The following is a 23,613-nucleotide window of genomic DNA, read 5'->3' on the forward strand; positions in this document are numbered from 1 at the left end:
TCACACCCCGTTCTTCACCAACTACCGTCCGCAGTTCTACTTCCGCACCACCGACGTGACCGGCATCGTGCACCTGAAGGAAGGCGTCGAGATGATCATGCCCGGCGACAACGCCGAGCTGAACGTCGAGCTGATCACCCCGATCGCCATGGAAGAGAAGCTCCGCTTCGCCATCCGCGAAGGCGGCCGCACGGTCGGAGCCGGCGTGGTCTCCAAGATCACCGAGTAACGCCAAGGGCGCTATCGCTCGCGACGCGGTCGCTCGCTGCTTGAGCGCGTGACGCGAGACTGAAGACAGAGCGGCCCCCGGAGCGATCCGGGGGCCGTTTCGCCATCGGGAACGGATCGGCCGGAACCCGGTTCGCCCTGTGGTGGTTGAACCCGCCGAGAACGCCGCGGATGGCCCGTGGCGCAGACGGGCAGGGGTTCATGTACGACACCGGATACGAGTTCATCGGCTGGGAGCGGCTGATCGAGGAGTGGCTGCCGCGGCTGCTCGGCGCGGCGCTGATCCTCATCGCCGCCTGGTTCATCGGCAAGGCGGTGAAATGGGCCCTGGCCAAGGGCATCAACCGCATCCCCGGGGCGGCGAAGGCCAACCTCAGCGACAATCCGAGGCACACCATCGGCCACAGCCTCGGCGACGTGGCCTTCTGGCTGATCCTGCTGTTCGGCGTCATCGCCGCCCTCGGCGTGCTGAACCTCGGACAGGTGGCGGCGCCGCTGAACACCCTTCTGGGCCAGATCGCGGCCTTCCTGCCCAACCTGCTCGGCGCGGCGCTGATCTTCTTCATCGGCTTCGTGGTGGCGACCCTGGCCCGGCGGGTGGTGGAGGCGGCGCTGCAGGCGGCCAACGCCGACCGCTGGCTGGACAAGGCCGGCCTGTCGCGCGCCACCGGCTCGACCGGGGTGAGCACGGCGCTGGGCACCCTGGTGTTCGTGCTGGTGCTGATCCCCATCACCATCGCGGCGCTGGAGCAGCTGGGCATCGAGTCGCTGACCGTGCCGGCGGTGGCGGTGCTGTCGACGGTGTTCGACGCCATTCCGCGGGTGCTGGCCGCGGCCATCGTGCTGGCGCTGGGCTGGTTCATCGGCCGCTGGGTGGCCCAGGTGGTCGAGCGGGTGCTGCCGGCGACCGGCTTCGACCGCAGCGTGTCGGGCTTCATGAGCCTGGCCGGCCGCGACCGCGCCGCCGAGCCCGCCCCGGCCACGGCCCCCTACGCCGGCGACGTCACCCCGGCGACGGCGGCGGTGCTGGGCGGCGCCGAGGCGCCGAAGCCGATGACGCCGTCACGGGTGGTCGGCAAGCTGGTCATGGTCGCCATCGTCGCCTTCACCGCCATCGAGGCGGCGCGGCTGCTGGAGTTCGCCACCTTCGCCGCCATGGTCGAGGAGATCCTCGGCCTCGCCGGCCGGGTCATCGTCGGCGGGGTGATCATCACCGCCGGCGTGCTGATCGCCGACCTGCTGGCGCGGCTGATCGACCGCGGCACGGCCGGGGCCGATCGTTTCGCCTCGACCCTGGTGCGCTGGGCGACCATCGCCCTGGCCACGGCCATGGGCCTGCGCTTCATGGGCATCGCCGACGACATCGTGCTGCTCGCCTTCGGCCTGATCCTCGGCGCCGCGGCGGTGGCGGCGGCGCTGGCCTTCGGCCTGGGCGGTCGCCCGGCGGCCGGACAGGTGGCGCAGACCTGGGCCGACCGGCTGACGCGCCGCGGCGGCCGGGGCGCCGACCCGCTGGCCTGAGACCGGCCGGCTCGCCGGACAGGGGCGTCGCCGCCGGCGGCGCCCCTTTCTTTCGCCCCCGAGGCGACCGCGCTTGCGCGGAACCCCACCGCCGGCGCTACGTTCGGTTCCGGCGTTAGGAAATCGGTAACCACATGCGGCGTGCGCTTCACATCGGCCTGTTCATCGGCACCCTGATCGGCATGTCGGCCTGTGCGGCCCTGCCCGACGACGGCGGCGCCCGCGGCCCCTACGGCGCCGTCGAGGGCGGCCGGTCCGACTGATCGCACGAAATCGTGGCGAACGGCCGGAAAGGCCCCTATCATCGGCGGGCGGACGCCGACTGTCGCGCCGCGCCGGTTCCGCACCCTCCTAGATGTTAGCCATAGCCATCGCCGTCGTCCTGCTCCTCGTGGTGCTGAACGGCCTGTTCGCCATGACCGAGCTCGCGGTCGTTTCCTCCCGCAAGTCCCGCCTGCAGAGCCGCGCCGAGCGCGGCGACCGCGGCGCCCGCGCCGCCCTCCACCTCGCCGAGGAGCCGACCCACTTCCTGTCGGCGGTGCAGGTCGGCATCACCCTGATCGGCATCCTCGCGGGCGCCTACGGGCAGGCCACCATCGCCGGCGAACTGGACCGCATCCTCGAGACCTCGGTCCCGGCGATGGCGCCCTATTCCCAGTTCATCGCCACGGCGATCGTGGTCGTGTTCATCACCTATGTGTCGCTGATCGTCGGCGAGCTGGTGCCCAAGCGGCTGGCGCTGATCTTCCCGGAAGCCATCGCCGCCAAGATGGCGGCGCCGATCTCGACGCTGGCGATCGTGCTGAAGCCGTTCGTGCTGCTGCTGACCGCCTCCACCTCGGGCATCCTCAAGCTGATGGGGGTGAAGGACCGCGACGGCACCGACGTCACCCAGGAGGAGGTCGAGACCATCCTCGCCGAGGGCACCTCCGCGGGGCTGATCGAACCCGAAGAACAAGAGATGATCGAGGAGATCCTGACCCTCGGCGACCGTCCGATCCGGGTGGCCATGACCCCGCGCCACGAGGTGTTCTGGATCGCGCTGGACGACAGCGAGGAACAGCTCCGCCAGGAGATCCGCACCTGCCCCTATTCGCGCATCGTGGTGGCGCGCGAGAACGACGTCGATAATCCGCTGGGGGTGGTCCACAAGAAGGATCTGCTCGACAGCCTGCTGGACAACGGCGAGTTCAACGTCGAGCGGCTGGTGCAGACGCCCGCCTTCATCCCGCAGTCGACCTCGGTGTTGAAGGCGCTGGAGATCCTGAAGGCCTCCAAGGTGCATATGGCCTTCCTCGTCGACGAGTTCGGGGCCTTCGAGGGGGTGGTCACGGCCACCGACCTGCTGGAGATGATCGCCGGCGACTTCGACGAGGGCCACGACGAGGGCGAGGCCATGGTGCGCCAGCGCGAGGACGGCAGCTGGCTGGTCGACGGCCAGACCGACCTCGAGGACCTGTGCGATCTGCTGGGCGAGGATTTCGGCGACCAGGAGGGCTTCCACACCGTCGCCGGCCTGGTGCTGCACCAGCTGTCCCGCGTGCCGGACGAGGGCGAGGTGCTGCAGCTGGGCCGTTTCGAGGTCGAGGTCATCGACATGGACGACCGCCGCATCGACAAGCTACTGTTCCGGCAGGTGGTCGAGAAGTCGGACGAGAGGGCGGCGGTGCAGGCGCACCAGGACGAACAGGGCTGACGTCGACGGGGGGAGAGCACGTGAGGGCAATGGCGGCGCGACGGGCGGAGGCGGTCGTGATCACGGTCCTGGCGGCGACGGCTGCGGGTTGCGCCTCGGTGGGCGGGGGCGGCGAGCCGGTGGCGATCGGCGAGGCCATCGAGGTCCAGGCCCCGCCCGGCTTCCGGCTGGAGATGGTCGGGCCCGGAGAGGGGTGGCGATTCCGGCGCTACAGGCTCGGCCGGAGCACCGGCGACCTGTGCACCTTCCGGGTCACGCGCCCCGCCGTCGACGTCGATCCGGCGGCGCTGGCGGCGCGGCTGGTCGAGGGCGAACTGGACTCGGCGAGGAGCGCGGGAATCACGGATGCGGACGCGGGGATCGAGCCCGCCGCTCCCGGACGGCCGGAACGGCGCTACGTCACCGCCAGCTTCAGCCTGCACGCCACGATCCACACCGACCACAGCTTCTGGGTCTGGCGCGAGGGGCCGGACCTGCTGGCCGTCACGCGCAGTTGCCAGAGCAGCGACGGAGCCGAGGCGCGCCGGGCGCTGGCTGACGCGTTCCGGCCCGTCTTCCTTACGCCGGGGGCGCAAGGAGAGCAGGGGCCGATCTCGCCGGCTCGGCCTTGATATGGCCGGGCCGCGCTGGTAATCACCCCGGCTCTGGCGAAACGGATGCGCAGCGGGGTCACTCGCGGTGCTTCGCGCCTCGTCCAGGAGTTTAGCTCAGCTGGTAGAGCACCGGTCTCCAAAACCGGGGGTCGTGGGTTCGAGTCCCCCAACTCCTGCCATTTTCTCCCTGTCGCCGTCGGATGGGACTTCCTATCTGACGGCGTCAGGATTCACTGTTTGAAGAGACCCGCATGGCCAAGGCCAAGACCCCGGGCCGCCGCCCCCAGACCGCCCAGCCGGCCATCGCCGGCGCCGCCGTCGCGGCCGACGCGCCCGCGCCGAAGAAGCGGACCTCGATCCCGCAATTCATCAGCCAGGTGCGCGCCGAAGGGCGCAAGATCGTGTGGCCGAGCCGCAAGGAGACGTGGATCACCTCGGTGATGGTGTTCATCATGGTGGCGATCGCGGCGGTCTTCTTCTTCGTGGTCGACACCGCCCTGGCCTTCCTGTCGCGCTTCGTGCTCGCGATCGGCCAGTAAGAGAGACGCAATTCATGACCGACGTCGCGCCCAAGCCCGCCAATCCCCGGCACAAGTGGTACATCGTCCACGCCTATTCGAACTTCGAGAAGAAGGTCGCCGAGCAGCTGCGCGAGCAGGCGCGGCAGCAGGGGCTGGAGGATGCCTTCTCGGAGATCCTGGTGCCGACCGAGGAGGTCGTGGAGATCCGCCGCGGCCGCAAGGTGAACTCGGAGCGCAAATTCTTCCCCGGCTACGTGCTGGTGAAGATGGAGATGACCGACGACGCCTATCACCTGGTCAAGAACACGCCGAAGGTGACCGGCTTCCTCGGCGCCGCCGGCGGCACCAAGCCGCTGCCGGTCTCCGAGCGCGAGGTCCAGAACATCATCGGCGCGGTCGAGGAGGGCGTGGAGCGTCCGAAGCCGACCATCCGCTTCGACATCGGCGAGACGGTCAAGGTCATCGACGGTCCGTTCGCCAGCTTCGACGGCCAGGTGGAGAGCGTCGACGAGGACAACGCCCGCCTGCGCGTGGCGGTGTCGATCTTCGGCCGCCCGACCCCGGTCGACCTGGAGTACAACCAGGTGGAAAAGACGGCGGCCTGAGCCGGCGGACAAGGTGGACATCCGACGGTGGACATCCGCGACATCCCGCCGGGACAGGCGGGACACGGTCGACAACTGATACACCCGGCGACGGCGGTCCTTTCCGGGCCGCCGTTTGCTTTTGCGGGGGCGCTCTGATACAGGCGCGCCTTCGCTCGCCCGGCCCTGCGCCGGCCGTGCGGCAAATCCGTGGGAGGCCGCCATGCCGCACCACGGCTCACCGGCCCCGGGCCCGCCCGGGGCTATTCCTTAGGAGAGACCAATGGCCAAGAAGATTCTCGGCTACATCAAGCTGCAGGTGCCCGCCGGCTCCGCGACCCCGTCGCCGCCGATCGGCCCGGCCCTCGGTCAACGCGGCGTCAACATCATGGGCTTCTGCAAGGAGTTCAACGCGCGCACCGAGAAGGAAGCCAAGGGCACCCCGCTTCCGACCGTGATCACCGTCTACCAGGACAAGTCGTTCACCTTCGTCACCAAGACGCCGCCGGCGACCTTCTACCTGAAGCAGGCCGCCGGTCTGAAGTCGGGCGCGAAGCTGACCGGCCGCGAGACGGTCGGCAAGATCACGCAGACGCAACTGCGCGAGATCGCCGAAAAGAAGATGAAGGATCTGAACGCCAACGACATCGAGGCCGCGGCCAAGATCATCGAAGGCTCGGCCAAGGCCATGGGCCTGAACGTGGTGGAGGGCTAAGCTCATGGCCAAGCAACCCAAGCGCATCCAGGCCTGGACCGGCGACCGCGAGGCGCTGATGCCGTTCGCCGACGCCATCAAGGCGGTCAAGGAAAACGCCAAGGCCAAGTTCGACGAGTCGATCGAGATCGCCGTCAACCTGGGCGTCGACCCGCGTCACGCCGACCAGCAGGTCCGCGGCGTGGTCAACCTGCCGTCGGGCACGGGCCGCGACGTCCGCGTCGCCGTCTTCGCCAAGGACGCCAAGGCCGACGAGGCCCGCGCGGCCGGGGCCGAGCACGTCGGCGCCGAAGACCTGTACGAGAAGATCAACGGCGGCTTCATGGAGTTCGACCGGGTGATCGCCTCGCCGGACATGATGGCCCTCGTCGGCCGTCTGGGTAAGGTGCTGGGCCCCCGCGGCCTGATGCCGAACCCCAAGGTCGGCACCGTGACCCCGAACGTGGCCCAGGCCGTCAAGGACGCCAAGGGCGGCGCCGTCGAGTTCCGCGTCGAGAAGGCGGGCATCGTCCACGCCGGCATCGGCAAGGCCTCGTTCGACCAGGCCGCCCTGGAAGCCAACGTCAAGGCGATGGTGGACGCCCTCGTCCGCGCCAAGCCGTCGGGCGCCAAGGGCACCTATGTGAAGCGCATCAGCCTGTCCTCGACGATGGGCCCGGGCTTCAAGGTCGACCCGGCTTCGCTGGGCGCCTGATCCTTCCGGATCGCGACTGAATGAGGACGGCCCCGGAGAGCGATCTCCGGGGTCGTTTTCGTTTGCGGTCGCGCGTCCGGCGCCGGAGGATGCCCGCTGGCGACCGGGGGGAGAACCAATGCGCGCATCCGTCATCATCGCGGCGATCTGGCTGGCCCTCGCGGCCCCCGCGGCGGCCCAGTCGACAGGCACTCCGGACGGGGGACGCGAACGCCATCTCGCGCTGGCCGGCCAGTACCTGGAGCTGACCCAGGGCGGCGAACTGTTCAAGCAGCTGCGCGAACAGATCGAGGCCGACTACGTCGGGAGCGGCTTGCCCGCGGAGCAGCAGACGTGGGTGGCGGACGAGGTCACCAACATGGTCCGGGAGGTGATGAACGACACCATCCGTGAGCTTCGCGACGACGTGGCGGACTCCTTCACCGTCGCCGAGCTGCAGGCCGCCATCGACTTCTACACCTCGCCGCTGGGGCGATCCCTGGTCCGCAAGCAGGTCGAGCTGAATTTCGAGATGCAGCGGGTGATGACGCCGATGCTGATGCCGCGAATGGTCGGGCTGATGGAGAAGTTCTGCCAGCGGTTCGACTGCGAGGCCCTGGCGGAGGCCGAGGCGAAGGCGTCGCGCTAGTTCAATTATATGACGAACCCTCCGGGCGCTGACGGGTTGACGCAATCGCCGCCGTGCGGGACTGACGCGCGGTCGCTGATCGCGATTCCCGGGAGATTCGCCGATGCTGGGCTGGTTCCAGGCGCTGCTGCCCAAGGAAGACAACTTCTTCCGTCTGTTCGACGCCCACGCCGGGACCCTGATCAAGGGGGCCGAGGCGCTGCGCAAGGTGCTCGAGGGCGGCGACGAGGTTCCGCACTGGTGCCAGAAGATCGTCGATCATGAGCACGAGGCCGACGCGGTGGCCCGCGAGGTGCTGTTCGCGGTGCGACGCAGCTTCATCACGCCCTTCGATCGGTCGGACATCCGCGGCCTGACCAACTCGCTCGACGACTCCGTCGACCAGATGCAGAAGACCGCCAAGGTCATCACCCTCTACGAGATCCGCGAGTTCGCGCCGCACATGCGCGAACTGGGCGACGTGGCGGTGGAGGCGGCGGCCCTGACGGTCGAGGCGGTGTCGCTGCTGCCGGCGATGCGCAAGAACCATGGACGGCTGAACGAGCTGACCGAGAAGATCGCCCGCCTGGAGAGCCGATCCGACGACCTCTACGACCTCGGCATGAGGGCGCTGTTCCTGGAGCATCGCCACGGCGACGCCATGGCCTTCCTGACCTGCGCCGAGGTCTACGATCATCTGGAAAAGGTGGTCGACCGCTTCGAGGACGTGGCCAACCGGATCAACGGCGTGCTCGTCGAGCACCTGTAGGGGAGCCGCTCCATGGACGGCGCCCTGCTGATCCTGATCTTCCTGATCGCCGTCGCCCTGCTGTTCGACTTCCTGAACGGCCTGCACGACGCCGCCAACTCGATCGCCACCATCGTGGCGACCCGGGTGCTGCCGCCGATCTATGCGGTGGGCTGGGCCGCCTTCTTCAACTTCATCGCCTTCCTCTTCTTCGGCCTGCACGTGGCCGACACCATCGGGCGGGGCATCGTCTCGCCGGACATCATCTCGGACCAGGTGATCTTCGGCGCCCTGATGGGGGCGATCAGCTGGAACGTCATCACCTGGCTGGCCGGCATTCCGTCGTCCAGCTCGCACGCCCTGATCGGCGGCCTTCTGGGGGCGGGAATCGCCAAGGCCGGGACCGGCGCGGTAGTGGTCGGCGGGGTGACCAAGACGGTCATGGCCATCTTCCTGTCGCCGGCCGTCGGCTTCTCGCTGGCGCTGCTGCTGGTGCTGGTCGTGTCATGGCTGTTCGCCCGGGCCAATCCGTCGTTCGCCGACCGCATCTTCCGGCGGCTGCAGTTCGTCTCGGCCTCGGCCTATTCGCTGGGCCATGGCGGCAACGACGCGCAGAAGACCATGGGCATCATCGCCGTGCTGCTGTTCTCGCGCGGCATGCTGGGTGACGAGTTCCACGTGCCGTTCTGGGTGGTGATCACGTGTCAGGCGGCGATCGCCCTGGGCACCCTGTTCGGCGGCTGGCGCATCGTCCACACCATGGGGTCGCGGATCACCCGGCTGAGCCCGCAGCAGGGCTTCTGCGCCGAGACCGGCGGGGCCATCACCCTGTTCATGGCCACGGGCATGGGCATCCCTGTGTCGACGACCCACACCATCACCGGCTCGATCATCGGCGTCGGCGCGGCGCGGCGGGCCAGCGCGGTGCGCTGGGGCGTGGCGCGCAGCATCGTCACCGCCTGGTTCATCACCATGCCGGCGGCGGCGGCGATCGGGGCGATCTTCTTCTGGCTCGGCGGGTTGTTCCTGAGCTGATGGCCGAGGATCCGACCCGCACCGAACGCAGCGAGCGCCGCCAGGTGGCGGCCCTGCCGTGGCGGCGCGGACCCGACGGCGTCGAGATCCTGCTGGTCACCTCGCGCGAGACCCGGCGCTGGGTCACCCCCAAGGGCGGCCGCATGGCGGGCAAGACCGACGCGGAGGCGGCGGCCCAGGAGGCGCTGGAGGAGGCCGGCGTCGAGGGCGACGTGGTCGACCAACCGTTCGGCACCTTCCGCTACCTCAAGGTCCTGAAGCGCCGGGCGCCGCGCTGGTGCGTGGTCGCGGTCTTCCCGCTCGAGGTCACGTGCGAGCACGAGGACTGGAAGGAGAAGGCGGAGCGGACGCGGGAGTGGGTGTCGGGGGCGGAGGCGGAGCGGCGCGTCGACGAGCCGGAGCTGAAGGCCCTGATCGCCGCCTTCGCCGCCTGAAACTCAGGCCCGGGTCGCCGCCGCCAGGAAGCAGCCGCGGCGGGCGGTGTGGATGTGGGCCGCGGCCGCCGACGGCGTCGCCAGCCAGTCCGCCAGACGATCCGCCAGGCCCGCCCCGTCGACGACATCGGCGTCCAGCATCATCCAGTCGGCGTCGTAAAGCCGGACCGACAGCAGCCGGCGGGCGACCATGTCCGGGATCTCCCCCGCGGCGGGCGACGCCTCCACCGCGGCCTCCCGGACGAAGACGGGGCCCTCCGAGCGATAGGGACTGGACGGGGCGTCGAGGTGGCGGTGGTTGAGCAGGATCAGCCGCTCGCCGGGGGCGGCGTCGGCGAGGCTGACCCGGCACGGGGCGCTGTGCGGGGCGTCGACGGTCATGCGCCGGGCGCCGAGCGCGGCGAGGCCGGCGTCGTCGAGCTCGAACAGCGGCCGGAACGGGGCCAGGGGGAGGGCGTGGAGGCGGAAGTGCATGGGGGTCAGGTCTCCTTCGCGGGCAAGGTGACGCGCCGCCGGCGGTGCGTCTGGCGGCTTTCGGCCGTTGCGCCGCACGGCGCGGCTCCCCAAAAGGAAGGGCATGAACGCACCCTTCCAGACCCCCGCCGATCCACACGACGCCCCGCTGTGGGACCTGACCGACCTCTACGCCTCGCGCGAGGATCCGCGCATCGAGGCCGATCTTGAGCGCGCCCGCGCGCTCGTGGCGGAGCTCAACGCCCTGCAGGGGCGGCTGGCAGCCGCCCGCGCCGAGCCCGGACTGCTGGGGGAGCGGCTGGACCGGGCCGTGACGCTGTACGAGCAGGCCTCGGACGTGCTGGGCGGCCTTGGCGCCTACGCCTTCCTCGCCGCCTCCACCAACCGCAACGACGCCGCGGCCCAGGGCTTCGAGGCGACGATCCGGGAGAAGGGCACGACCATCGCCGCCTCGACCATCTGGGTCACGCTGGAGATCAACCAACTGGAGGAGGCGGAGATCGACGCCGCCCTAAAGGCCGCGCCCGCGCCGGGGCGCTGGCGGCCGTGGCTGCGGCGGGTGCGGGCGATGAAGCCGCACGAGCTGTCGCACGAGCTGGAGACCTTCCTCGCCGAGCGGGGACCGATCAGCGCGCAGTGGCCGCGACTGTTCGACGAGACGCTGGCGGCGATGAAGGTGAAGGCCGGCAACGACGAGCTGACCCTGTCGGAGGCGCTGAACCGGCTATCGGACCCCAAGTCGGCGCGGCGGCAGGCGGCGGCCGAGGGGCTGAACGAGGCGCTGGGCGCCCGCGCCGGGACCATGGCCCTGGTGCTGAACACGGTCGCGGCCGACAAGGCGCTGGAGGACCGCTGGCGCGGCTTCAATCGCCCGGCCGACAGCCGCCATCTGGCCAACGAGGTCGACGGCGAGGCGGTGGACGCCATGGCGGAGGCGGTCGCCGAGGCCTATCCGCGCCTGTCGCACCGCTATTATGCGCTCAAGGCCCGCGCGCTCGGCAAGGCGAAGCTGGAGCAGTGGGACCGCAACGCGCCGCTGGAGACCACCGCGCCGCGCGGCTTCGACTGGGGCCAGGGGCGGGAGCTGGTGCTGGAGAGCTTCGCCGACCTCGGCGACGAATTCGCCGAGCGGGCGCGGGGCTTTTTCGACCGGCCGTGGATCGACGGCAAGGCGCGGCCGGGCAAGCAGTCCGGGGCCTACGCCCATCCGGTGACGGCGGACCGCCACCCGTATGTGTTCCTGAACTGGATGGGCGAGCGGCGCGACGTGTTGACCCTGGCGCACGAGCTGGGCCACGGGGTGCACCAGACCCTGGCGGCGGGGCAGGGGAGCCTGCTGGCCGACACGCCGCTGACCCTCGCCGAGACGGCCTCAATCTTCGCCGAGGGACTGACCTTCGACCGGCTGCTGAAGACGGCGCCGGCGGCCGAGAGGCGCGGCCTGCTGGCCGGGCGGATCGAGGACGGGCTGAACACCGTGGTCCGCCAGATCGCCTTCCATCGCTTCGAGACGCGCTTCCACGACGAGCGCGCGGCGGGCGAGCTGCCGGTCGAGCGCATCAACCAGATCTGGCTGGAGGAGATGGGCGGCTCGCTGGGCCCGGCGGTGACGCTGAACGACGGCTATGAGCACTGGTGGGCCTATGTCAGCCACTTCGTGCACGCGCCGTTCTACGTCTACGCCTACGCCTTCGGCGATCTGCTGGTGGCGGCGCTGATGGAGACCCGGGCCAAGGACCCGGCCGGGTTCACGCCGTTGTACCGGGAACTGCTCGCGGGCGGAGGATCGAAGAGCTACGTCGAGGCCCTGGCCCCGTTCGGGCTGAATCCCCGCGACCCGGCCTTCTGGACCATCGGCACGAAGCGGCTGGAGCGGCTGGTGGACCAGTTCGAGGCGACGTTCTGATTGACTGGGGCGGCGCGGGCGGCGAGCGTCGGCGCATGCGCACCCTGATCCTCGCCGCGGCGCTGGCCGCCGCCCCGCTGACCGCGGCTTCCCAGACGCCGCTGCCGACTGCCGTGGCCGAGGCGCCCGCCCCAATCCGGGCCATGGCCGCCGGGTACAAGGCGCTGATGGTCTGCGGCGCGCTGAAGAACGCCGAGGCGGCGGGCGGCGAGCGGACGCTGGAGAGCGTCGAGGCCCACGAGCTGGTCGGGATCTACCCGGAGCTGGAGCCGCTGGTGCGGGAGATGGCGGCGGAGGTCGGCGAACGGGCCGTGACGGTGCCATGGGATGACGCCATGCCGCCGCGGACGGCGGTGTGGTCGCCGGAGCGGGGCTGCAGCATCATGCCGGTGGGCTGGACCGGGACGGTGGCGGCAGCGGGCCGGGGGGAGCCTCGCGCCAACCGGCCGTTCGAGGCCGGCGCTCCGCGCGGGAACGCCGCGCTTCTGAACGCGGCGGTCGAAGGGGCGTTCGCCGGCCGCTATGGCGACGGCGCCAACAGCACGGCGGTGGTGGTGCTGCAGGACGGGCGGCTGGTGGCGGAGGCGTACGCCGACGGTTTCGGGGTGGACACGCCCCAGCGCACCTGGTCGGTCGCCAAGTCGCTGGCGGGGACGCTCATCGGGGCCGCCGTTCAGCGTGGCGAGGTCGATGTGAACGCCCCGGCGGCGATCGCCGACTGGAGCCGGCCGGGCGATCCGCGGCAGGCGATCACGCTCGACAACCTGCTGCGCATGGCCTCGGGCCTGACCAGCGACACGGCCGGCAACCGGACAGACGCCCTCTATTTCGGCGGGGTGGGCGTGGACGAGCAGGCGCCGACCTGGCCGCTGATCGCGCCGCCGGGGACGCGTTACCGCTACGCCAACAACGACACCCTGCTGGCGGTGCTGGGCGTGGCCGGGACCTTTGAGGCGCATCCGCCGGCGGAGCTGTTCGCCCGGCTGGGCATGCACGACACCTGGGCCGAGACCGACTGGCGGGGGAACTACATCCTGTCCAGCCAGGTGTGGTCGACGGCGCGGGATCTGGCCCGCTTCGGGCAGCTGTATCTGGACGACGGCATGATGGGCGGCGAGCGCATCCTGCCCGAAGGATGGCTGGCGTACGTCTCGCGCCCCTCCGGGCCGCAGCCGTCAGGCGAGCAGGGCTATGGTGCGACCTTCTGGCTGTTCGACAAGAGCGAGGGCATCCCTGCGGACGCCATTTCGGCCAACGGCAACCGCGGCCAGTACGTGATCATCGTCCCCAGCCGCGACATCGTCATCGTACGACGCGGCGAGGACCCGGCGGGCAAGCGGTTCGACCACATCGCCTTCACTCGCGACGTGCTGGCGGCGCTGGACTGAGGCTTGAGCGGACGGCGCGCGCCGCTATAAGGGCGGCAACCGTCTTTCGAGATTCCGGACACCGACATGGCCGAGCCGCACACCGCCCACGACGCGCACGACGACTACGTGCACGGCAGCCAGGAGATCTCCGAGCAGGAGTCGACCTTCCGGCTGTTCATGGGTCTGGCCAAGTGGGGCTCGCTGCTGACGGCGGCGGTGGTGGCCTTCCTGACCATCTGGTTCATGCCCAACGGCAGCTTCATCGGCGGGGCCATCGCCTTCGTGGTGATCATGGTCGCCGGCTGGTTCCTGCTGAAGAAGCCGAAGACCGCCGCGCATTGAGCCTGACCGCCCGCGGGCGGCGCTTTACGCACCCTTCCGCTTGCGCCTAACGTTCCTTCGTCTGGATCGGACGGAGGGATTCGCTTGGCTGTCGCCATCGCCGTGACCCGCGAACGCCGCGACGGGGAAACCCGCTGCGCGCTGACGCCCGAAACCGTGAAGAAACTGACGGCGCTGGGCGCGACGGTGACGGTGGAGGCCGGGACCGGGCTGGGCTCGTCGATCCCCGACGCCGACTACGCCGCCGCCGGCGCGACGGTGGCGCCCGACACCAAGGCTGCGCTGGCCGGGGCCGACGTCCTGCTGAAAGTGCGCGGGCCGACGGCGCAGGAGACGAGCGCCCTGAGGCCCGGGGCGGTGGTCGTGGCCCTGCTCGATGCGTATCGCGAAAAGGAGACGGTGGCGGCGCTGGCCGGGGCGGGCGTGACCGCCTTCGCCATGGAGTTCGTGCCGCGCATCACCCGGGCCCAGGTGATGGACGCCCTGTCGTCCCAGGCCAACCTGGCCGGCTACCGGGCGGTGATCGAGGCGGCGTACGCCTACGGCAAGGGCTTTCCGATGATGATGACCGCGGCCGGCACGGTCGCCGCCGCCAAGGTGTTCGTCATGGGCGCCGGCGTGGCGGGCTTGCAGGCCGTCGCCACGGCGCGACGGCTGGGCGCGGTGGTCACCGCCACCGACGTCCGGCCGGCGTCGAAGGAGCAGGTCGAGAGCCTGGGCGCCAAGTTCGTCGCGGTCGAGGACGAGGAGTTCCGGGCGGCGGAGACGGCGGGCGGCTACGCCAAGCCGATGTCGCCGGAGTATCAGGCGAAACAGGCCGAGCTGACGGCAAGCCACATCGTCAAGCAGGACGTGGTCGTCACCACCGCCCTCATCCCGGGCCGTCCCGCGCCGCGCCTGGTGACGGCGGCCCACGTGGCCTCGATGAAGCCGGGCTCGGTGATCGTCGACCTGGCCATCGACAACGGCGGCAACGTCGAGGGGGCGAAGGCGGGCGAGGTCGCGACGACCCCGAACGGGGTGAAGATCGTCGGCTGGACCAACATGGCCGGGCGGATCGCGGCGGACGCCTCGGCCCTCTATGCGCGCAACCTCGTCGCCTTCACCGGGCTGCTGGTGAAGGACGGGGCGCTGGCGGTGGATCTTGAGGACGATATCCTCAGGGCGGCGGCGGTGACGCACGGCGGGGCCGTGGTGCACGAGGGGGTGAGGGGATGATCTCCGACCGACTTCGGAAAATCCTGAGCCTTATCGCGATGGTGATCCTGATCGGAGGTCCGGCCTCTGCGCTCGTTCTGGTGATCCTCCAGATGGCGCTCGATGAGGCGACCGTCGGTGCGGCCATCGGTTCCTTTCTGAGGGTGGTCGCCGGCAGCGCCTTCCTCGGTGGTGTTCTCCGTCTGCTGGTGAGCATCGACGCGCGCCTGGAGCGGTCTGGAGGGAAGGGGTGATGCGCACCTTCGTACGCCTCGCCATGCGGGTTGTCGGCACGTTGCTCGGCGTGTGGGGCTTCGGAGTTCTGATGACGCCCGTCTGGAACTTCCTTCTGTCGCCGACCGGCGCGAGATGGGCAGACCCGGCCGGCGGACTGCAGAGCGGCCTGCCGCCTTTCGCCATCGGTGTGGTCCTCTGGATCTGGACAATTTCCGACGAGCGCGCCGCGGCTAGAGGACAGAACTGATGGAACACGTCGACCCCACCGTCTTCCGCCTGGCCATCTTCGTGCTGGCCATCTTCGTCGGCTACTACGTCGTCTGGTCGGTCACGCCGGCGCTGCACACGCCGCTGATGGCGGTGACCAACGCCATCTCCTCGGTGATCGTGGTCGGCGGGCTGATCGCGGCGGCGGCGCTGACCGGCGGCGACGGCTGGATCGCCAGGGGTGCCGGCGTGGCGGCGGTGACGCTGGCCAGCGTCAACATCTTCGGCGGCTTCATGGTCACGCGCAGGATGCTGGCCATGTACCGCAAGAAGGAACGGCCGAAAGCCGACGCCGCATGACCCTCGACGTCGTCCAGATCGCCGTCGCGGCGTCGTGGGTCGCCACCGCGATCGGCTTCGGCCTGTGGCTGTGGAGCTGGTTCGGCGAGAAGGACGCCATCCGAAAGCTGCGCTTCCTCGACTGCGGGGTGGTGCTGCTGTTCTCGTCGATCCTGCTGCGCATCGTGGCCCAGGAGAAGTCGATGGGCGTGGTCGACTGGGCCATGGTCTTCCTCGGGCCGCTGTTCATCGCCGCCGCCCTGTGGCGGCTGGCCCGGACGGCGGGGCCGCGGCCCGGAGGCCGGTGAGCGAAGAGGATGAGGGGGAGCTGACCGAATGAACGCATCCATCGCAGCCCTGGCCTATCTGGTCGCCGGCGTCCTGTTCATCCTCAGCCTGCGCGGGCTGTCGAGCCCCGAGACCAGCCGCCGGGGCAACACCTTCGGCATGGTCGGCATGGCGCTGGCCGTCGGGGTGACCCTGCTGACGCTGTGGTCGTCGGGCGCGCTGGACCTGCTGACCGCCGGGCTGATCCTCGGCGGGGTGGTGGTCGGCGGCGGGGCGGGGGCGCTGATCGCCGGACGGGTGCAGATGACCCAGATGCCGCAGCTGGTCGCCGCCTTCCACTCGCTGGTCGGCATGGCCGCCTGCCTCGTGGCGGTGGGGGCGGTCTATGCGCCCGAGAGCTTCGGCATCGCCACGGCGGCCGGCGGCATCAAGACCCTGTCGATCATCGAGCTGAGCCTCGGCGTGGCCATCGGGGCGGTGACCTTCACCGGCTCGGTGATCGCCTTCGCCAAGCTGAACGGCAACATGTCAGGCGCGCCGATCCTGCTGCCGGCGCGGCACCTGATCAACATCGGCCTGGGCCTGGCGCTGGTGCTGCTGATCGGCATCCTGATCGGCACCGGCGGGACGGCGACCTGGGCCTTCTGGGGCGTGTTCGGACTGGCGCTGATCCTCGGGGCGACCCTGATCATCCCCATCGGCGGGGCCGACATGCCGGTGGTGGTGTCGATGCTCAACTCCTACTCGGGCTGGGCCGCGGCGGCGCTGGGCTTCACCCTCGAGAACATCGCCCTGATCATCACCGGGGCGCTGGTCGGAAGCTCGGGCGCGATCCTGAGCTACATCATGTGCAAGGGCATGAACCGCAGCTTCATCTCGGTGATCCTCGGCGGTTTCGGCGGCGAGACGGCGGCCGCGGGCGGCGGGGCGGTGGAGACCCGGCCGGTCAAGCAGGGCTCGGCCGACGACGCCGCCTTCATCCTCAAGAACGCTTCGAAGGTCATCATCGTCCCCGGCTACGGCATGGCCGTGGCCCAGGCCCAGCACGCGCTGCGCGAAATGGCCGACAAGCTGAAGGAGGAGGGGGTCGAGGTGAAGTACGCCATCCACCCCGTCGCCGGCCGCATGCCGGGGCACATGAACGTGCTGCTGGCCGAGGCCAACGTGCCCTATGACGAGGTGTTCGAGCTGGAGGACATCAACGCCGAGTTCGCCAGCTGCGACGTCGCCTTCGTCATCGGCGCCAACGACGTCACCAACCCCGCCGCCAAGACCGACCCGCAGAGCCCGATCTACGGCATGCCGGTGCTGGACGTGGAGAAGGCCGGCACGGTGCTGTTCGTGAAACGCTCGATGGGCTCGGGCTACGCCGGGGTCGAGAACGAACTGTTTTTCCGCGACAACACCATGATGCTGTTCGCCGACGCCAAGAAGATGGTCGAGGGGATCGTGAAGGGGCTGTGACGGGGGCGCACCGCATCGTCGTCGGCAGCGGCGTCGCCGTTCTGTGCCTCGGTGTCGGAGCCTGCTCGACCACGATGGAGATCGCCATCACCGGCCCGCTCGGAAGCCCTGTCATCACATTCTCCGGCCCCGGCGGGAGAGCGGAACGGGTTTGTCTCGATAGCGTCACCGTCTACGAAGCCGGCGCACCCGCTCCGCGCAGCCCGATCTGGCGGATCGGGAATGCGGAAGCCGGGTGCGTCACGGTCGAGTCCGTGACCTACGGTCGGGCTCCCGACGGGCTGGTGACACGCGAGGGGCCGGCTCCCTTGAAGCCGAACACCCGGTACGAGTTCTCGGGGGGCGGCTGGACACGGGGAATGCCCAACATTCCCTGGTATGGTGGAGGGCCGGGAGCGCGGGTCATCTTTCGTGACGGCGCCTGGCGGTCAGTTGGATCGTGAATGGCCAGGGTCTGGCTGAGCCCGGTCGCGGCCGCTCGTAATTTCGGCTATTCTGCCAAAGGAGATGGCCGAGATCCTTGGCAAGGTCAGCGAGGAGCGGATCGGCTTTCTGGAGGCTCGGAATGGCTATTTCGGCCGTCAGGATCGATGAGCGGGTCGTCGGCGTCGAGGTTGCCGACGACGAGCTGATTGTGCGTCTGCCCGATGGGCGCCGGCTGGCGGCGCCGCTGGACTGGTTCCCGCGCCTGAAGGCCGCCACGCCGGCCCAGCGGGCGAACTGGGAAGAGGCGGCTGCCGGTCTCGGCATCCACTGGTCCGAAATCGACGAGGATATCAGTGTGGCCGGTCTGCTCAGGGCGTCCGCGCCAGAGGCCGCCTGACATGGCCGCCGAACAGAAGACCAAACCCACCGCCCTCTCCGTCGCCGATTTCATCGCGGCGGTGGAGGACCCGAACCGGCGCGCCGACGCCGAGGCGGCCTGCGCCCTGCTGGCCGAGGCGACGGGCGAGCCGGCGACGATGTGGGGGCCGTCGATCGTGGGCTTCGGGGCGTACCACTACCGGTATGACAGCGGGCACGAGGGCGACGCGCCGCTGGTCGGGTTTTCCCCGCGCAAGGCCAATCTGGTCTTCTACCTGTCGGGCTGCGAGGAACGACGGGATGAGCTGCTGGGCCGGCTGGGCAAGCACAAGGCGGGCAAGGGCTGCGTCTACGTCAACCGGCTGGCGGACGTGGACGCGGCGGTGCTGAAGGAGATGGCGGCGGCGTCGGCGGCCTCGCTCAGGGCCCGCTACCCCGGCTGATCAGCTCCACCGCTCGCGCCGGACGACCGCTTCGGCCGCGGCGTGAGCGCATTCGTTGCGCCAGATCCGCGCCAGCTGCCGCCGATCGATCAGGGCGAGGGCGAGCAGGGAGACCAGGCCGAAGAGGACCATTCCGGTCCATGCGGCGAGCCGCAACGCCAACATCAGCAGCCACAAGGCGATCTGGAGCGCCCATGTCCCGAAGAAGACGAGCAGGATGACGGCGGCGACCAGCCACGCAGCGAAGACCATCAGGCGGCCATGCGGAAGTCTTCGGCCGGGTCGAAGGCCGGGCGGGCCTCGTCCCACAGGGCGTCCTCGTCGGCGTAGCGGGCCGACTGGCGGGCGTCGATGACGTCGATCACCTGTTCCTCCAGCCGGTCCCAGATCACCGCCAGGCCGGGCTCGGCCTCGCAGGGGACGATCAGGTAGCGGTGGGCGGCGATCTCGGCGTGGGGGGCGAAGGCGCGGGCCATGGAACTGCTCCGGGGAGGGGTGTGTCTGTCGATGGTTCGACTATGAAGCAGCGTTGCGTCAGAATCGGTCGTATGCTTCCTTCCCAGGCATGAGACTCGAGAAGGCGGGACAGGTGATCGAGCTTGCGCGGCGCATGGCGGCCAGCGCCGAGGGCCTGACGCTGGACGACATGGGCCGCGAGATGGGCGTCGGCCGTCGCACCGTCGAGCGCATGCGCGACGCCGTGCTGGACCTGTTTCCGCAGGCCGAGGAGGTGTCGGACCCGCCCTTCAAGCGCTGGCGCATTCGCGGCGGCCTGTCGGCGTTCGAACAGGCGCCGACCACGGAGGAGCTGGTCGAACTGGCCAAGGCGGCGCAGGCCCTGCGCGCGGCGGGCGAGCCGGCGCGGGCGGCGGCGCTGGAGGGCCTCGAGAGGAAGCTGAAATCGGCGATGCGCTCGACGACGCTGAACCGGCTGGCCCCCGATCTCGAGGCGCTGGTGCGGGCCGAGACCATCGCCGTCCAGGCCGGGCCGCGGCCCTCGGCCGACGAGGCGGTGCTGACCGAGATCCGCCAAGCCATTCTCGCCGGCCAGCCGCTGGGGTTCATCTACAGCCGCCCGGGCGCCGAGGCGCGGCGGCGCAGCGTGGCGCCGTGCGGGGTGATGTTCGGCCGCGCCAACTACCTGGTCGCCGCCGAGGGAGAGACGGGGAGCATCCGCACCTTCCGTCTCGACCGGATGAGCGCGGTGCGCGCCGAGCCGGGCGTGGCGTCGCCGCCCGCGGACTTCGACCTGTCGGTCTTCGCCAGCCAGTCCTTCGGCATCTATCAGGACGAGATCGCGGACGTGGTGCTGCGGGTCTCGCGCGAGGGGGCGGAGGAGGCGCGGGCGTGGCGCTGGCACCCGACGCAGACGGTGGAGGACCAGGCTGACGGCTCGGTGCTGGTGCGCTTCCGCGCCTCGGGCATGCGCGAGCTGGCCTGGCACCTGTTCACCTGGGGCGAGGAGGTGACGATCCTGCAGCCGCCGCGGCTCAAGGCCGTCATGGCCGGCGAACTGGCGGCGGCCAGCCGCGCCCTCGAAGCGGCGCAAGCCTGACCAAAGCTTAAGCTGACGACGTTCGGCGGGACGGCTACGGCGGCGGGGTCGAGGAGAACTCCCCATGATCCGCATCCCGGGCGCCGCGCTGGCCGTCCTGACGCTGGCCGCCATGACGCTGGCGGCCGCACCTGCCGCGGCGGAGACGCCGGAAGCGCCGGTCGCCGCCGTGGTGCACCACGAGGCGGGCGTCTGGACGCTCGACCTGACCCTCGATCGCGACGCGCCGCTGTGGGTGTTTGGCGACTCCGAACCGCTGGGCGACGGTCGAGGGTGGCGGCTGCATCAGTGGACGGTGGAGACCCCGGGAGCCCGGCTGGAGACGGTAGGGGGCCGCGACGTGCTGCGCGGTGTGAACGGGGCGCCCGTGCCGCGACGGGTGCGCCTGCGGATGGAGCCGCGCTTCATCGACCTGCAGGCCAGTTACGATCCGGTGCTGATGTTCTCCAACGGCGCGGCCGCCTGGTATAGCGAGGTCTTCCACCTGATCCCCCTGGCCTCCGCCGACGAGCTGGAGGCGCTGCCCCGGGATCTGGGCCCGCTGGTCGACCAGTCCGGCCCCGCCCGGGTGACCTGGAGCGACGCGGACGGGCCGGTCCTCGTGCAGGGCCAGCGGCTCGAGGCGCCGGAGTCGAGCCGCGTCGGGACCTACATCCTGTTCGGACCGGCCGAGCTAGTCGCCGGCGACGGGCTGTCGACGGTGGTCGATCCGGGCCTGCCGGGATGGATCGCGGACGAGCTGGCGGACTGGGCGCCGCGCGTGGGGGAGCAGTACGCCGCCCGGCTGGGGCCCGGCGAGTCCACCGCGCCGACGGTCATGATGAGCTGGACCGGGCCGACGCCCGGAAAGACCAGCATGGCCGGCAGCGTCCTGCCCGGCCTGGTGGTGATGGCCTTCGAGGGGGAGGGCGTGCTCCAGCCCTCCGCCGGGGTGCGCGACATGGCGCGGTGGTTCATCGGGCACGAGAGCGCCCATTTCTGGCTCGGCCAGACGGTGCGCTACGCCACGCCGGAGGATTCGTGGATCACCGAGGGCGGGGCGGATCTGATGGCGATCCGCGCCATGCAGGCCATCGACCCCGCTTTCGAGGCGCGGGAACGGCTGCAGGCGGCGGTGGACGCGTGCGTCGACTTCGCCGACCAGCCGGTGTCGACTTCGGTCGACCGGGGCGAGTTCAAGGCCCACTACGCCTGCGGGGCGGTGTTCGCCCTGGTCGCCGAGGCGGCGCAGAAGCGGGCCACGGGGGGCGACTGGTTCGACTTCCTGCGACCACTGATCGACGCGAACCGCGAGGACGAGGTGCTGACCCGGGCGGAGTGGCTGGACCGGCTCGACGCGGTGTCCGGCGATCCGTCGCTCCGGGCGGACATGGAGACGCTGCTGGACCGGGGGGCGGAGGATGCGGCGGGGGTGGTGGCGCGGCTGCTCGGGCGGAGCGGGGTGGCTGTCCTGTTCGAAGAGGACGAGGTTCGGCTGGCCTAGAAGCGTGGGCGTCGCTCCCGGCTATGGAAGACGCGGACGACGATCACGGCGTCCGGGTCGACGCGATACTGGATCACGTAGCCGCCGCCGCCGAAGCGTACGGAGAGTTCATGACGCGCGTTTCCGACCGGGCGGCCCAGCGCAGGGTGGCGGGACAGGCGACGGAAGGCCTCGCGCAGCACGTCGATCGCCCGGGCAGCGGCTTCGGGGCTGCGCCCGGCGAGGTAGGCGGCCAGCCGCGCCTGATCGACCCGGGCGGCGGGCAAGACCCGGACCGGTAGCGGGTTGGTCACCCGGGCCGACGGGCACGGACCTCGGCTTCAAGCTCCGTCAGCCAGGCTTCGGCGTCGACGTGGTCGCCCGTGCGGTCATATTCGGCAAGGCGGCGGTCGGCCTCCGTCCAGTCGACGCCTGCGACAAAGGCTCCCGCCTCCTCCCGCACTCCGGCAACACCGACGGCGGCCTCGAGCTGGTGTCGCGCCCACGCCTCAAGCGACAGGCCCTTCTCGGCGGCCGCAGCCGTCATGCGAGAATGGAGTTCATCGTCCAGCTCAAGAGTCAGCATCTGATCCGCCATAAGATCAGATTATCAGAGGCGCCCAACCGGCTCCACCAACCGCAGGTAGGAAGCCTCACCCTGCCGCGAACGGATACGGACTGACCGACTTCGACCAGTCGTCCACGGTCAACGGACGGTCGACCGGCGGGGCGGCGCGTTCAGCGCAGGGGTGACGGTGGCAGAGCCGGCAGGCGGGGCCGATGGGGGTGACCTCAGGCGCAGCGAGATCGAGGCCGCGGGCGTAGACCAGACGGTGGGCGTGCTTCAGCTCGCAGCCGAGGCCGACGGCGAGGTCGTGGGTCTCGGTGAAGGCGTCGCGGCCCTGCCGGTCGACGGTGCGGGCGAGGGTGAACCAGCGCTGGCCGTCCGGCGTCTCGACGATCTGGGTGACGATGCGGCCGGGGGTGCGGAAGGCCGAATGCAGCCGCCAGCGCGGGCAGGCGCCGCCGAAGCGGGAGAAGGGGAAGGCGCCTGCGGCGAAGCGCTTGGACACGTTGCCGGCCTGATCGACCCGCATCAGGAAGAAGGGCACGCCCCGGGCCGTGGGCCGCGACAGGGTGGTCAGTCGGTGCGCCGCCTGTTCGAAGGAGACGCCGAAGCGGGCTTGCAGCCGGGCGAGGTCGTAACCGGCGGCCTCGGCCGCAGCCTGGAAGGCGGCGTAGGGCATCAGGATCGCGGCGGCGAGGGTGTTGGCCAGCGACACCTTGAGCAGGCGGCGGGTGGGCTCGTCGGGGGCGTTGGCGGCGTCGGCAAGGGCGGTCAGTTCGGCGTCGTGCTCGGCCAGGGCCAGTTGGAAGGCGACGGCGAAGGCGCGGGAGGAGGGGCCCAGCGTCTCCGACAGCAGCAGGCGGCGGCGGTGCGGGTCGAATCGGCGGGTCCATTCGACCATGACGTCGTCGGGCAGGGTGCGGACCGTCAGGCCGTGGCGCGTCTGCAACCGGGCCCGGGCGCGGGTCTCGAACGGCTCGCCGGGCGTCCCGGCCTCCAGCTCCGCGGCGAGGATCTCGCCGGCGGCGTCGAGCTCGGGGAAGTGGTTGCGCTTCGACTGCACATACTCCCGAACCCAGTCGGCCGGGGTCTCGTCGCCTGACCCGCCGGCGGCGTCCGCCTCGGCCCGGTCGCGGGCGCGGCGGTCGGCGAAGGCGCGGTACAGGCGCAGGACGGCGTCGGCGGCGGCGGGCTGGTCCTCGGCTAGCTGGACGATCTCGTGGCGCGGCACGGTCAGGCCGTGGAACACCGGATCGGCGAAGGCCTCGGACAGGGTCGCCTCGGTGGCCGGGCCGCCGGAGGGGCCGAAGCTCCGGAGGTCGACATCGTAGGTCTCGGCCAGGCGCAGCAGCAGCTGGGCCGAGACGGGCCGCTGGTTGCGCTCGATGTGGTTGAGATAGCTGGGCGAGCAGCCGAGGTCGCCCGCCATCGCCGTCTGGGTCAGACCGAGATCCCGCCGCAACCGCTTGAGGCGGCCGCCCAAGAACAGTTTGCGATCCGCGGTCTCCATGCCCGGAGCATGTCATAAAATGACTCAACTGCAAATGTCATGATGTGACCAAACGACCTCATCAGAACAGT

At 70.5% G+C, this 23,613-nt stretch carries 32 protein-coding genes and 1 tRNA gene; 27 read left to right on the plus strand and 6 right to left on the minus strand.

Annotated features, from left to right (window positions below; translation table 11 throughout):
- The 14 genes from BM333_RS11540 to BM333_RS11600 all read left to right on the plus strand — a co-directional run.
- Positions 1 to 229, plus strand: a 229-nt coding sequence (locus tag BM333_RS11540) for an EF-Tu C-terminal domain-related protein (protein WP_483861818.1), incomplete at its 5' end; no start/stop codon positions are given.
- A gap of 170 nt (positions 230 to 399) precedes the next feature.
- Positions 400 to 1,749, plus strand: a complete 1,350-nt coding sequence (locus BM333_RS11545) for a mechanosensitive ion channel (RefSeq protein ID WP_245777253.1) — start codon at positions 400 to 402, stop codon at positions 1,747 to 1,749.
- 134 nt (positions 1,750 to 1,883) lie between these two features.
- Positions 1,884 to 2,012 carry a hypothetical protein gene (locus tag BM333_RS16275; protein ID WP_281246053.1) on the plus strand — a complete coding sequence of 43 codons (129 nt, stop codon included), beginning with the start codon at positions 1,884 to 1,886 and terminating at the stop codon, positions 2,010 to 2,012.
- A gap of 92 nt (positions 2,013 to 2,104) precedes the next feature.
- A complete protein-coding gene (locus BM333_RS11550) occupies positions 2,105 to 3,445 on the plus strand; it encodes a hemolysin family protein (RefSeq protein ID WP_177221883.1) in 1,341 nt (446 codons plus the stop codon).
- A gap of 56 nt (positions 3,446 to 3,501) precedes the next feature.
- On the plus strand, positions 3,502 to 4,056 hold the full coding sequence (locus tag BM333_RS11555; RefSeq protein ID WP_143105820.1) for a hypothetical protein: 555 nt from the start codon (positions 3,502 to 3,504) through the stop codon (positions 4,054 to 4,056).
- A gap of 85 nt (positions 4,057 to 4,141) precedes the next feature.
- A tRNA-Trp gene (locus BM333_RS11560) sits at positions 4,142 to 4,217 on the plus strand.
- A gap of 72 nt (positions 4,218 to 4,289) precedes the next feature.
- Entirely contained in the window at positions 4,290 to 4,577 is a 288-nt protein-coding gene (gene secE, locus BM333_RS11565; protein ID WP_092311609.1) for a preprotein translocase subunit SecE, read from the plus strand.
- 14 nt (positions 4,578 to 4,591) lie between these two features.
- Positions 4,592 to 5,164: a transcription termination/antitermination protein NusG gene (gene nusG / locus BM333_RS11570; RefSeq protein WP_092311613.1), complete on the plus strand. Its 573-nt coding sequence runs from the start codon at positions 4,592 to 4,594 to the stop codon at positions 5,162 to 5,164.
- A 262-nt stretch (positions 5,165 to 5,426) separates the two neighbouring features.
- Positions 5,427 to 5,858, plus strand: a complete 432-nt coding sequence (rplK, locus tag BM333_RS11575) for a 50S ribosomal protein L11 (RefSeq protein ID WP_092311616.1) — start codon at positions 5,427 to 5,429, stop codon at positions 5,856 to 5,858.
- Between the two features lie 4 nt (positions 5,859 to 5,862).
- Positions 5,863 to 6,552 carry a 50S ribosomal protein L1 gene (rplA, locus tag BM333_RS11580; protein ID WP_092311619.1) on the plus strand — a complete coding sequence of 230 codons (690 nt, stop codon included), beginning with the start codon at positions 5,863 to 5,865 and terminating at the stop codon, positions 6,550 to 6,552.
- Positions 6,553 to 6,670: 118 nt separating this feature from the next.
- A complete protein-coding gene (locus tag BM333_RS11585; protein ID WP_092311622.1) occupies positions 6,671 to 7,180 on the plus strand; it encodes a DUF2059 domain-containing protein in 510 nt (169 codons plus the stop codon).
- 103 nt (positions 7,181 to 7,283) lie between these two features.
- Entirely contained in the window at positions 7,284 to 7,928 is a 645-nt protein-coding gene (locus tag BM333_RS11590; RefSeq protein ID WP_092311625.1) for a DUF47 domain-containing protein, read from the plus strand.
- A gap of 12 nt (positions 7,929 to 7,940) precedes the next feature.
- Positions 7,941 to 8,942, plus strand: a complete 1,002-nt coding sequence (locus BM333_RS11595; RefSeq protein ID WP_092311628.1) for an inorganic phosphate transporter — start codon at positions 7,941 to 7,943, stop codon at positions 8,940 to 8,942.
- A complete protein-coding gene (locus BM333_RS11600) occupies positions 8,942 to 9,376 on the plus strand; it encodes an NUDIX hydrolase (protein WP_092311631.1) in 435 nt (144 codons plus the stop codon). Before BM333_RS11595 ends, BM333_RS11600 begins: the two co-directional genes overlap by 1 nt.
- Before the next feature lie 3 nt (positions 9,377 to 9,379).
- On the opposite strand, the gene BM333_RS11605 is transcribed toward BM333_RS11600, so the two are convergent.
- On the minus strand, positions 9,380 to 9,850 hold the full coding sequence (locus BM333_RS11605; RefSeq protein WP_092311634.1) for a DUF1203 domain-containing protein: 471 nt from the start codon (positions 9,848 to 9,850) through the stop codon (positions 9,380 to 9,382).
- A 103-nt stretch (positions 9,851 to 9,953) separates the two neighbouring features.
- Here BM333_RS11605 and BM333_RS11610 point away from each other — a divergent pair, with 103 nt between their 5' ends.
- The 11 genes from BM333_RS11610 to BM333_RS11660 all read left to right on the plus strand — a co-directional run bounded on the left by BM333_RS11610 (position 9,954) and on the right by BM333_RS11660 (position 18,447).
- Positions 9,954 to 11,756 (plus strand): M3 family oligoendopeptidase, encoded by a 1,803-nt coding sequence (locus BM333_RS11610; RefSeq protein WP_092311637.1) that lies wholly within the window; start codon positions 9,954 to 9,956, stop codon positions 11,754 to 11,756.
- Between the two features lie 35 nt (positions 11,757 to 11,791).
- Positions 11,792 to 13,144, plus strand: a complete 1,353-nt coding sequence (locus BM333_RS11615; RefSeq protein ID WP_092311640.1) for a serine hydrolase domain-containing protein — start codon at positions 11,792 to 11,794, stop codon at positions 13,142 to 13,144.
- Positions 13,145 to 13,210: 66 nt separating this feature from the next.
- Entirely contained in the window at positions 13,211 to 13,468 is a 258-nt protein-coding gene (locus BM333_RS11620) for an aa3-type cytochrome c oxidase subunit IV (RefSeq protein ID WP_092311643.1), read from the plus strand.
- Between the two features lie 84 nt (positions 13,469 to 13,552).
- Positions 13,553 to 14,686: a Re/Si-specific NAD(P)(+) transhydrogenase subunit alpha gene (locus BM333_RS11625; RefSeq protein ID WP_092311646.1), complete on the plus strand. Its 1,134-nt coding sequence runs from the start codon at positions 13,553 to 13,555 to the stop codon at positions 14,684 to 14,686.
- Positions 14,683 to 14,919 (plus strand): hypothetical protein, encoded by a 237-nt coding sequence (locus tag BM333_RS11630; protein ID WP_092311649.1) that lies wholly within the window; start codon positions 14,683 to 14,685, stop codon positions 14,917 to 14,919. The genes BM333_RS11625 and BM333_RS11630 overlap by 4 nt, the downstream gene beginning before the upstream one ends.
- Positions 14,916 to 15,149 (plus strand): hypothetical protein, encoded by a 234-nt coding sequence (locus tag BM333_RS11635; protein ID WP_143105821.1) that lies wholly within the window; start codon positions 14,916 to 14,918, stop codon positions 15,147 to 15,149. The genes BM333_RS11630 and BM333_RS11635 overlap by 4 nt, the downstream gene beginning before the upstream one ends.
- Positions 15,149 to 15,469, plus strand: a complete 321-nt coding sequence (locus BM333_RS11640) for an NAD(P) transhydrogenase subunit alpha part 2 (RefSeq protein ID WP_092311655.1) — start codon at positions 15,149 to 15,151, stop codon at positions 15,467 to 15,469. The genes BM333_RS11635 and BM333_RS11640 overlap by 1 nt, the downstream gene beginning before the upstream one ends.
- On the plus strand, positions 15,466 to 15,756 hold the full coding sequence (locus tag BM333_RS11645; RefSeq protein WP_092311658.1) for a hypothetical protein: 291 nt from the start codon (positions 15,466 to 15,468) through the stop codon (positions 15,754 to 15,756). The genes BM333_RS11640 and BM333_RS11645 overlap by 4 nt, the downstream gene beginning before the upstream one ends.
- A 28-nt stretch (positions 15,757 to 15,784) precedes the next feature.
- On the plus strand, positions 15,785 to 17,200 hold the full coding sequence (locus tag BM333_RS11650) for an NAD(P)(+) transhydrogenase (Re/Si-specific) subunit beta (RefSeq protein WP_092311661.1): 1,416 nt from the start codon (positions 15,785 to 15,787) through the stop codon (positions 17,198 to 17,200).
- 565 nt (positions 17,201 to 17,765) lie between these two features.
- Positions 17,766 to 18,023 (plus strand): DUF2442 domain-containing protein, encoded by a 258-nt coding sequence (locus tag BM333_RS11655; protein WP_092311664.1) that lies wholly within the window; start codon positions 17,766 to 17,768, stop codon positions 18,021 to 18,023.
- Position 18,024: 1 nt separating this feature from the next.
- Complete coding sequence (locus tag BM333_RS11660; RefSeq protein WP_092311667.1) at positions 18,025 to 18,447, plus strand: DUF1801 domain-containing protein; 423 nt, start codon at positions 18,025 to 18,027, stop codon at positions 18,445 to 18,447.
- On the opposite strand, the gene BM333_RS11665 is transcribed toward BM333_RS11660, so the two are convergent.
- Positions 18,448 to 18,699, minus strand: a complete 252-nt coding sequence (locus BM333_RS11665; protein ID WP_092311670.1) for a hypothetical protein — start codon at positions 18,697 to 18,699, stop codon at positions 18,448 to 18,450. It abuts the gene before it with no gap.
- Positions 18,699 to 18,923, minus strand: a complete 225-nt coding sequence (locus BM333_RS11670; protein ID WP_092311673.1) for a hypothetical protein — start codon at positions 18,921 to 18,923, stop codon at positions 18,699 to 18,701. The genes BM333_RS11665 and BM333_RS11670 overlap by 1 nt, the downstream gene beginning before the upstream one ends.
- Positions 18,924 to 19,012: 89 nt before the next feature.
- Here BM333_RS11670 and BM333_RS11675 point away from each other — a divergent pair, with 89 nt between their 5' ends.
- Entirely contained in the window at positions 19,013 to 20,002 is a 990-nt protein-coding gene (locus BM333_RS11675) for a helix-turn-helix transcriptional regulator (RefSeq protein ID WP_092311676.1), read from the plus strand.
- Positions 20,003 to 20,066: 64 nt separating this feature from the next.
- Positions 20,067 to 21,485: a gluzincin family metallopeptidase gene (locus BM333_RS11680; RefSeq protein WP_092311679.1), complete on the plus strand. Its 1,419-nt coding sequence runs from the start codon at positions 20,067 to 20,069 to the stop codon at positions 21,483 to 21,485.
- Here BM333_RS11680 and BM333_RS11685 read toward each other — a convergent pair.
- The 3 genes from BM333_RS11685 to BM333_RS11695 all read right to left on the minus strand — a co-directional run bounded on the left by BM333_RS11685 (position 21,482) and on the right by BM333_RS11695 (position 23,542).
- Positions 21,482 to 21,751 carry a type II toxin-antitoxin system RelE/ParE family toxin gene (locus BM333_RS11685; RefSeq protein ID WP_177221884.1) on the minus strand — a complete coding sequence of 90 codons (270 nt, stop codon included), beginning with the start codon at positions 21,749 to 21,751 and terminating at the stop codon, positions 21,482 to 21,484. The two genes, BM333_RS11680 and BM333_RS11685, sit on opposite strands and share 4 nt — an antisense overlap.
- A 23-nt stretch (positions 21,752 to 21,774) precedes the next feature.
- Positions 21,775 to 22,050 (minus strand): type II toxin-antitoxin system HicB family antitoxin, encoded by a 276-nt coding sequence (locus BM333_RS11690; protein WP_177221885.1) that lies wholly within the window; start codon positions 22,048 to 22,050, stop codon positions 21,775 to 21,777.
- 67 nt (positions 22,051 to 22,117) lie between these two features.
- A complete protein-coding gene (locus BM333_RS11695; protein ID WP_092311689.1) occupies positions 22,118 to 23,542 on the minus strand; it encodes a helix-turn-helix domain-containing protein in 1,425 nt (474 codons plus the stop codon).
- Between the last annotated feature and the right edge of the window lie 71 nt (positions 23,543 to 23,613).

The sequence above is a fragment of the Brevundimonas viscosa genome (assembly GCF_900116065.1).
GTDB classification, from domain to species: Bacteria; Pseudomonadota; Alphaproteobacteria; order Caulobacterales; family Caulobacteraceae; genus Brevundimonas; species Brevundimonas viscosa.